This is a genomic window from Armatimonadota bacterium (assembly GCA_020354555.1).
Lineage (GTDB): Bacteria > Armatimonadota > Hebobacteria.
The window spans coordinates 2,024,865-2,033,863 of sequence record CP070648.1 but is presented as its reverse complement, the minus strand read 5'-3'; the positions used below and the strand labels follow the sequence as shown (position 1 = coordinate 2,033,863).

7 protein-coding genes are annotated in these 8,999 nt (G+C 65.5%); 4 read left to right on the top strand and 3 right to left on the bottom strand.

Annotation, left to right across the window (positions count from 1 at the left end; genetic code table 11):
• Positions 1 to 232 precede the first annotated feature (232 nt).
• From JSV65_08280 to JSV65_08265, 4 genes are all read left to right on the top strand, one after another.
• Positions 233 to 1,030, top strand: a complete 798-nt coding sequence (locus JSV65_08280) for a sugar phosphate isomerase/epimerase (GenBank protein UCH36337.1) — start codon at positions 233 to 235, stop codon at positions 1,028 to 1,030.
• A 282-nt stretch (positions 1,031 to 1,312) separates the two neighbouring features.
• The gene (locus tag JSV65_08275) at positions 1,313 to 2,161 is read left to right on the top strand and encodes a hypothetical protein (GenBank protein ID UCH36336.1); all 849 of its coding nucleotides are present in this window, start codon (positions 1,313 to 1,315) and stop codon (positions 2,159 to 2,161) included.
• A 347-nt stretch (positions 2,162 to 2,508) separates the two neighbouring features.
• Positions 2,509 to 3,348 carry a CPBP family intramembrane metalloprotease gene (locus tag JSV65_08270; protein UCH36335.1) on the top strand — a complete coding sequence of 280 codons (840 nt, stop codon included), beginning with the start codon at positions 2,509 to 2,511 and terminating at the stop codon, positions 3,346 to 3,348.
• Positions 3,349 to 3,368: 20 nt separating this feature from the next.
• On the top strand, positions 3,369 to 3,743 hold the full coding sequence (locus JSV65_08265) for a DUF3795 domain-containing protein (protein ID UCH36334.1): 375 nt from the start codon (positions 3,369 to 3,371) through the stop codon (positions 3,741 to 3,743).
• A 258-nt stretch (positions 3,744 to 4,001) separates the two neighbouring features.
• Here JSV65_08265 and JSV65_08260 read toward each other — a convergent pair whose 3' ends face one another.
• The 3 genes from JSV65_08260 to JSV65_08250 form a co-directional block, all read right to left on the bottom strand.
• The gene (locus JSV65_08260; GenBank protein UCH36333.1) at positions 4,002 to 6,527 is read right to left on the bottom strand and encodes an acetylxylan esterase; all 2,526 of its coding nucleotides are present in this window, start codon (positions 6,525 to 6,527) and stop codon (positions 4,002 to 4,004) included.
• A 60-nt stretch (positions 6,528 to 6,587) separates the two neighbouring features.
• Positions 6,588 to 7,919: an alpha/beta fold hydrolase gene (locus tag JSV65_08255; GenBank protein UCH36332.1), complete on the bottom strand. Its 1,332-nt coding sequence runs from the start codon at positions 7,917 to 7,919 to the stop codon at positions 6,588 to 6,590.
• 226 nt (positions 7,920 to 8,145) lie between these two features.
• On the bottom strand, positions 8,146 to 8,999 hold an 854-nt coding region (locus JSV65_08250), incomplete at its 5' end, for a hypothetical protein (GenBank protein ID UCH36331.1).

Here is an 8,999-nt window from a genome sequence, read left to right as displayed (position 1 = left end):
TGATTGCATCCTCGACGCCGTGGAGTGCGCGGCACCCCTGCGCCACGGCCTGATCGTGCAGCAGATGATGGAGGCGCTCTTGCGCAGCGCGGAGACGGGGAAGGAAGTCCGCATTCGCGACGGCGCGTGACCGCCCCTGACGTAATGCGAAGACATCGGGGTCGCCGTGCCGCCTGGCAGCGCGCCTCGTTGCCTTGGCGGTGTGATTTCAGGTTCTGAATAGGAGAGACACATGAAACTCGGTTTCATCGGGGAGAACAGTCTGGAAGGCGTCGAGCAGGACTCGCGGTTCGCGAAAGAACACGGCTACGAAGGCCTGGAGTACAACTACTGGGGCGACTTCCGCGACCTGACCGCAGACACGGTGACGAAGATGCGCGCCATCCACAAGAAGCACGGCGTGCGCGTGTGCATGCTCGGCATCTGGGGCTGGAATTACCTGTCGCCGAACGCCAAGGAGCGCGCGGAGGCGCACAAGATGCTCGACCGCGCCATCACCTTCGCCAAGAAGCTCGAGGCCGACATCCTCTCGATGGGCGGGGGCGACATCCCAGGCGAGCCGCTAGGGCGCAAGGTTGCGGAGTTCCTCGAGGTCTTCCCGCCGTTTCTCAAGAAAATGAAGGATGCGGGCCTGACGCCGGTGTTCTACGCCGCGCACGGCAACAGCTTTTTCGACAGCCTGGCGGCATACGAGGCCGTATGGGCACACATCCCGGATGTGAAGATAAAGTATGACCCCGCGAACTGGAAGCATCACGGCGACGATTATCTCGAAGTCGTCCGCCGCTACGGCCACAAGGTCGGCCACGTGCACATCAAGGAGCACCTCTACCACGGCGGACAACTCGCCTCGCAGCCCGCGGCGGGGATGGGTGACATCGAGTGGGGCAAGGTCATGGCCTTTCTCTACGAGCACCACTACACAGGGTGGCTGTCCGTCGAGCCGCACGGCGGCATCTGGTCGCGCGGGGACATGCGCCACACGATGCTCCTGCTGACGAAGAAGTACCTGGGTCAATTCCTGCTGTAGCGCGCCTGGGCTCACCGTCGCGAAGTGCGGTGCGCGCCCGGGATTGCGGTCTTGCGGGAGAGGCAGGTCGCGATGGACCCGGTCCTGACACAATGGTTGCTGGAGTGTGGCGGGCCGGTGATTCGTTACCGCACCGCGACCGAGCTGTCGGAGGACGCGACGCGTGTCGATCCGGGTCGCCTGCGGAAAGACCTGCTTGGAAGTCCGCTGGTGAATCGATGGCTTGAGCGTCTGGTCCCTCGAGGTATCCATAGCAGCGAGAACACTGCGTTCGAGAACCCGATGAACAAGCTCGCCGACCTCGGCCTCAAGGCCGGCATGGTTCCGTTCGACAAGAGGGCCGCGCACTTCCGGCGCCTCCTGGTCGCAAACGCGGGGCGGCGGGAGGGCATGGGTTTCCTGTTGCACAAGATCATCATGGCCGCGGGTCTGCTGCGGGCAGGTTACGCGATGGAGCAAGCGGTGATCAGCTTCGCGCGGCAGCGGCTCGACGATCTCTACGAGACGTGCCGCAAGGGAGCGTACGATATCTATATCGGGGAAGATGAGTACGCCGGCATCCCGCGGGCTTTGCGGAACAAGCGTTTTGTGAAACCGGAACTGACCCCGGACGGCGAACTGAGGCTGCCCTACATCCACGACATCTACCTGCTCGCTCACTTCCCCGGCGACGCGAAAGACGCGGCAACTGCGCGCAAGATCGACGCTGTCGTTCGCTATGTCCTTGATCCCCGGTACCGCGCTCTGAAGGACGGCTACGGCTACCTGCGGCAACAAGATGGCGATCATGTGCATCATTATGCCATCGGTTGGAGCGCGCACCTACCCGATTGCAGCAAGCGCAGTCTGGGTGGTTACGAGAGGGCCCGGATCGTCCAACGTACGGAGTTGATGGCCCACTTCGCGGCGGCTGCGGAGACCCGGTCGTTCCGTGACGCCCTTGCCCACCTCGAGACCTATCGGACCGAGCGAGGGACATATCTGTTCCCGCGCGACTACCTCAGAGAGCAGCAGAGCGGGTACTGGGTAACCGGGGCATACATGGCGCTTGAAGCGAACCGCCGCTCGTCCCGCACCATCGAAGTCGAATCCACGTTCCGCATGCTGAAGATCAAGCGCCTGGCCGCATGAGGGCACCCGGCCGGCAGTGGACGCCGAGCTGCACACCTGCATCCGGTCGCGCGGGGAGATGCGCCACACGGTGCTGTTGCTGAAGAAGAAGTACCTGGGTCAGTTCCTGCTGTAGCGGGCCGGGGATGTCGCGCCCGCCAGAGAGGCAGATTGAGATAGACCCAGTCCTGGCACAATGGCTGCTGGAACGCGGCGGGTCAGGTGCCTGCTGGTGAGGCGATCGCCCGACCGCTTGACAAGGGACGGTGTAGTCTGCGGTGCCTGTCAGCCGCAGAGGTGTGGCGAGGTGAATGCCTCGGGCGCCGCCCGGTCAGGGGCGCCAGGAATCTGATGAGGATACATACGCCGTGAACGAGTCCGCGCCCTCATCGGGGCCTCGACGGTCGGTCATCGCGTACGGGGCCATCACCTATCTGGTGAGTTGGTCCTGGCTGGCGTTTCTGCTGTCTCGCGGCGGTTACGCTGCCCTGGGGTGGGTCGGGCCTTTCGTCTTCATGTGGGCCCCGGGGGTGTGCTCGCTCCTTTGCAGGTTGTTGTTCGGCGAGGGGTTTCGGGACATCGGCTGGGGATGGCGCAACTGGAAGGCGACGCTAGCCGCAATATGGGGCCCCCTCATCGTCGGCGTACCAGTTTACGGCGTCCTCTGGCTGACCGGGTTGGCCCCCCGCACGGCCCACTGGCCCCTGTATATCTACGGGGCGATTCTAGCGGTAACGGTGCCCATCCTCACCCCGTTCTCCCTAGGGGAGGAGCTGGCCTGGCGCGGTTATCTCCTGGATCGGCTGGTGAAAACCGGCTGGATGCGCCCGGTGTTTATCCTGGGCCTGATCTGGGCCGGGTGGCATCTGCCTCTGTTAGTGACTGGTCAGTACTGCACGTCGAGTTATCCTGCCGTCACCGTCGTCCTTTTCGTTCTCATGGTCCTCGGGTTCAACGCGGCGATCTGTCGTCTGCGGTTGCGGTCCGGCAGCATCTGGGTTCCCGTGCTGATGCATTCGGTCCACAACGCCGTCTTCCAGAACGTCCTGCAGCCGGTGACGACCGACAATCAATGGCACACCTTGTTGGGCGGCGAGTGCGGAGTGTTGACGGCGTTAGCCTACGGATTACTGGCCTGGCTGATGTGGCGCCAACCCAAGTCTACGGCCGACACGACAAGCCGTAACCAACCGTTCGGCGTTGCGTAGACGTGAGGTGTAATGAGTCGATGACCGGCGATCTCGTGGATAGCATTGCCTATTGCGGGCTGGTCTGCGGCATCTGCACGCTTGGCCCGGAGTCATGTGACTGCCGGACGGATCCCAAGGTGAACGTCCAACACTGCTACCAGCGCAGATGCTGCATCGAGAAGGGCTTCGAGGGCTGCTGGGAATGTGCCGGCTTCCCGTGCGACCAGGGATTTTACGGGCCGGACAATCAGGGCTATCGCGGCGTCTGCGTCGCGTTCGTCGAATGCGTCAAGGAACACGGCCGCGCCACGCTGGTTCGCCTCCTCGTCGAGAGGCACGGGGAGCGGACGGATTATTCGGAGTACGTCCATAAGACGCCGGACGAGGTGATGCGGATCCTGCGCGGGGGGTGAGCGATCCCCTGCGTCGGTTCGCGGGCGCTGCGGCGACCTCCGTCACTTTCGGTGCTCAGCATTCACCGGATCTCTGACGCGGCGGCACGCGCATTGATCCGGCGGGTGCCATGGCGAGGCCTGGCACGAAGAACGGCCCTGTGGAGTGCGGGAGTGGAACTCCCGCTTTCAAAAGCGGCGATGAATCGCCGCACTCCAGAGACAGCTCAGCGCGACACCGGGGCCTGTGGCTGTTCAGCCCCCCGGCGCCCAGGCGCGTCACTGCGGACGGACGGTGACCGCGGCCTTCCTTCCCGCGGCCAACCCCAGACCGATTCCACGCGACAGCGCGGCCCCGCTCACAATCCGTTCCCGCCCGTTGATGCTGAGCCGGTACTTCCGCGTGGGGTCCGCGGTGAACCACTCCGGGAACTCGTTGAGCCGAGGATAGTTGAAGGGCAGGCGCACGACGCGCTGGTGCCGCTGGGTGTCGAAGACGAGACGGCCACGCCACGCGTCGTCAGCCGCCACCGTCAGATGCAGTTCCTCCCCGCGGCGAACCGCGCCGAATCGCAGGTCATCGCGCCACGGGCGGCACATCACCCCCTGAGTGTAGTACAACCCGGCCATGAGCGCGGTGCGCGCGTAGTTGCCGTCACCGTACCAGCCCTCGACGATGCCGTCCGCCCGCTGCCGCGCGAGGAACAACGGGAGCATCTTCTCCAGCCACCGAAGGCCCGATCGCTCGGGGTAGCGATTCAGCAGCAGCAGCGCGCCCTCGATGGCATCCGCATACGAGTCCGCCCCGCGCCAGTGAAGGTACTCGGGCTGGTCGATGTTGCGGAGGGCCTTGATGACCGCGCCCTTCATCGCCTGGTCGCCCGTTGCCATGCCGAAGGTCGCCGCGCCGGTCAGCGCGTACCCCCAAGTGTCCGGCGGCTGAGCGTTGGCGACCTCGCCCGTGGACGACTTGAGCAGGCTGAACCAGATGCCGTCGCTGTTGCGCCCTTTCTCGAGCAGGCGGTCGAACATCACTTTGAGGGCCCTTGCGTAAGCGGCCGCCTTCTCCGAGCCGGCGGCCTGGCTCGCGACCATCAGTTCCGAGAGGCCGCCCACGATCTCGTTGCCGTGATCGTTGAGGCTCAAGGCGTCGTTGGTCGCCCGGTGTCCCTCGAAGTCCCAGCGGTGCGCGGGCAGCCCGTTGTTCATGGGCAGCACTTCCAGACAGTACGCGTCGCCGATGCGCTCGGCCCAGGTGAGGTAGTCGCTTTCGCCGGTCATAGCGTAGAGGCGGCACAGCACCTGGAGCAGGTCGCCGTTAACCTCGGCGTCGTCCGCCGGCAGCATGCCGAAGTCGGTCTTGACCGGCGCGCGCTCGAAGATCGCCCCCACCAGCTCGATCATTCGCTCCGTCCACGGGCCGCGATCCATCACCTCGGTCATCGGCAGCAGGCCGTCCTTGCAGTACTCCGCGGCCCCGAAAATGAGGCGGCGGATATCCGTGTCCTCGTGGACGAAGCCGCCCTTCGCGATGTCGTACCAGTCCGGCAACACGCCGAGCCGATTCGTCAGCGCCCGCTCGCTCGCCAGCGCTCGCGAGATGTCGCTCGTCCGCTCCGGGCACAGGAAATGCGCGGTGAGGTAAAGGAACGGCAGCATGTCGGCGGCATTGTCGTTCGGCGCCCAGACATTCTGGTCGAGCCGGCGGGGGAAGAGATCCGTCCTCGGGTCGCGCAGCGCCCACCACCCGTCGAGCACGCCGAGCGCTCTGGAGAACGCGCGCCGGGCGATCTCGCCGCGGCGCAAGGCTTCGTCATCGGCCGATCGGGACGCACGCCACGGATACGGCGTGCCCATCGCCGATCGCAGCGGCTCCCAGAGCTCCCGGCCGATGAAGACGTGGCCTTCGGGGTGGATGTCCAGTACGGCACGGTCTTCGGCGTCGAACGCGCGATACGCCCGCTGGATCTGCCCGAAGGCGCGCCGCGCAATCGAAGCCGGGAAGCCGCCCGGTGCCGTCTCCTTCTCGCCGATCTCGCAGATCAGCGGACGCGGGGCGACGCACGCGAAGATGTCCGCGAAGTCGAAGTTGTCCTCGAGCCCCGGAAACTGCCAGCAGGGGCAGTGGCGGTTCTTCATGTTGGCGACGGTCGTGAGCCACCCGCTCGAATCGACAACCGTAACCCGCTCGTCGAGCGCGGCCACGTACATCGCCGTCTCGCCGCCGAGCGAGAGCCCCGCGACGGCGATGTCTTTGCGAGCGACCTCCGGCCGGCCCAGGATGTAGTCCACGCAGCAGAGGGCATCCCACGCGCGCTCGCCCATGAGTGTCCAGTTGTCATGCTGGAGATCGTGGGACCCGATGTCGGGAGCGATGACCGCGTAGCCCATCTCGGCGAGCGCCCGGCCATACCAGTAGAGGCCATCGCCGAGGACCACCTGCTCTCCGCTGCCGCCGTGTCCGTGAAGCGCGAGCACCGCGGGGACCTTGCCGCGAGGCGCGCGCGGGATCGCGACCCAGGCGTGCGCGCGCCGATCAGCGAGCGTTTGAAGTGTCACTTCCTCGAGGCCATAGCCACCCCGAGACACTTCGATGTGCTGCAATACTTCGACGTCGAGCGGCACCGGCGCAGGCCGCGCGCCGCCCATCATGAGGGAGAACAGCTTCTCCCTCGCCGCCGCTTGCCATTCGCGGGCCCGCTCAGGAGTGCTCGCGCGAAAGCGCATCGCCCTCTGCGCGCCGCTCGCCGCCGCGCACATTGCGCCGCATAGCGATAAGCACATCAGCAGTCTGAGCAGACTCATCGTCAGCGGCGACCGCCTTTCCCTTTGCGTGCTCGGCGATCTCTGCGGTTGCGGGGCCCGTCACTTGCCCGCCAGCACGCCCGCCATCCACTCCTTTAGCGGCGTGAAGACGCGCTTGTCAGCATCCGCCGCGACGATCGGGTCGAGATGCGCGTACGTCCCCGCGGGGTCAATCGCGTGGATGTCGGCCGTGCCTTTGATGGACGCCGCGTACTCCTTCATCCCTTCGGCGAAGTCATAGCTCTCGGCGTTGGCGAGGAAACCGATCACCGGCAAGTCCATTTCCTTCTGATACTTCAGCCCAAGCTCGGGGACGTCCAGCATCGCTTTGCTCGCCCGGCGGACGTCGGGCATCAGGGCCAGCGGCTGATACCACTCCGCGGCGCCGCGGCCGGCGGTCAACGCCTTTGCCAGAGCGAGCGCGTCTGTCGCCTCCCCGCTGTCCTGGTAGCCAATCCAGCCCAACGGCGCCTGCGGATTCGCTGCGTCCGGCTCGCCGAGCTTCCCTGCCCGGCACAGCGCGTGGAAATTGAAGTCCGTGTCGATCGCGACGCCGAACAGCGCGAGATTGGTCAGCGGCGAGGTGACCTCCGTCATGTCCTGGATGAACGGCGCGATGGGGCTCGCGCCCTCCGGGTCGCGTGTCGCCGCGATGATGATCAGCTCGCTGACGATCCCGCCCTGTGGCAGGTCGGCGGGGAAGAGCGCGCCTTGGCTGATCTCCTCTTCAAGCGTCGCGATGTGCCTCTCAATATCATCACCTACGCGAGATCCCCACACCGATCCGTCGAACAGAATCAGGCCGCGCAAGTCCTTGTAGGCCGGCTTGCCGCCGTCCAGTTCGTATGCCGCGTAGGCCTGCGTCATCATCGCGCCGAGCGAGTGCCCGCCGAGGAAGATGTCTTTGATCCCACGCCCCTGGATGTGCTTCACCAGCGCGGCGACGTCATTGAGATGCGTTCGCAGGCCCCAGTGCTTGAGGAACGGAACGTCTTTTGAGGTGATCTCCTTGAACCCGCCGCCCATGTAATACATGCCGGCCATGAGCATGTTGCCGTCTTTCAGGGCCTGGTCGGTGCCGGTGTGATCCTCGAGGTGGTTTGAGCGGCGGTCCATCGCCCACACCTCGATGTCGGCGTTCTCCGCAAGCCAACGGCCCACGATGTCGAACGACGCCGCCCCGCCCCCGTTGCCCGGGATGAAGATGGTGGCCGCCGTCGCCGTCTTGCCCTCCGCCCAGTAGCGCAGGACGCCGAACTTGTTGTGTTCCGGCGGCGTGTTCGGCTCCGCCCAGCCGTCGAGTTCCAGATACTCAGATCCCACCGCCGCCCACGCCGGCAGCGCCGCCGCGAGCAAGATCATGACGAGACAGCCGCAAAGCGCGATCCTCATGTGAATGCCCTCCTATAAGCGTGTGATTCGGAGTGACGTGGGGAATCTCCTACCGCCCCTGGGCGCGCGGACTCCACAACGGGGCGACCAAGCTCCGATGGATGGACCAGTCCCACGCGGACGCCGGGCTCCCCATCGGTGGATGCGGTGAGCGGAGAGATGGCATAGGCCGGAAGAAAGATCAGTGGAGTGGCCCATCCCCGGTCCGCGCGATCGACTCGCGCCGCTACGCGCCGGGGAAGATCTTATGCATCCTGACGCCCGTGAAGCCGTCTATGGCAATCCAGATCCCGGCGGTGACGAATTCGCCGAGTATGAGGCCGAGGAAGAGCGGCCGCAGGCGGCGGTAGCCATACAGGCCGCTGAAGCGGCGCATCAGGGCGCTAACCGCCCAACCGATGAGCATGGAGAACCAGATCGCCTCGAAGGACGTGCTGGTTCCCATGAGGTAGCCGAGCGGGCTTACCGGCCACCACAGGTAGTTGCGCTGGAGGTGGATCAGGCCGCCGGTGATGATGACTCCGGCCAGCGCCGACCAGAGGTGTAGCTTGTTCACGGGGATGCCGGATTCCACGGCGTTGCGCAGGCGCGCGATGTTCCATGTCGGGGTGTTGTAGAAGATCTCCCGGTTAAGGCTGAGTCCGCCGTGGACGTAGGCGAGCTTCATGTGCGAGTAATAGCCGCAGAGGATCGCCGCGAGCGCGGCGAGAGCGATGACGATTGTCAGCCGCCGTGCCGGAAGACGAGTGCCCTGCGAGATGCGCAGGCTGTCCATGAAAAGCGGCAGCGGGGCGGATGCCCACACGGTCCACCACGTGGTCTGCTGAAAGTGCATAATGGCCTGGCTGCCCGGGGTCAGGGCTCTCGATCCGACGGCGAAGTTTATCACATCGCTCGGCATGTATGGCACGTCCACCTGAACGAGTCCCCCGGCGCAGGTCAGGCGCGCCAGGCACGCCATGGCCAACAGGATGAAGGTCAGCAGTATCAACGCCACCGCCCACTGCATGCCCGCCGCCGCGCACCACACCGCCGCCGCAAGCATCGTCAGCATCACGCCGAGCACGGCCCAACCCGGGG

What these genes read in the sequence shown, in the direction of transcription:
- JSV65_08280 (UCH36337.1), top strand. Translation starts at nt 233, where the DNA reads ATGAAACTCGGTTTCATCGGGGAGAACAGTCTGGAAGGCGTCGAGCAG.
- JSV65_08275 (UCH36336.1), top strand. Translation starts at nt 1,313, where the DNA reads ATGAACAAGCTCGCCGACCTCGGCCTCAAGGCCGGCATGGTTCCGTTC.
- JSV65_08265 (UCH36334.1), top strand. Translation starts at nt 3,369, where the DNA reads ATGACCGGCGATCTCGTGGATAGCATTGCCTATTGCGGGCTGGTCTGC.
- JSV65_08260 (UCH36333.1), bottom strand. Translation starts at nt 6,527, where the DNA reads ATGAGTCTGCTCAGACTGCTGATGTGCTTATCGCTATGCGGCGCAATG.
- JSV65_08255 (UCH36332.1), bottom strand. Translation starts at nt 7,919, where the DNA reads ATGAGGATCGCGCTTTGCGGCTGTCTCGTCATGATCTTGCTCGCGGCG.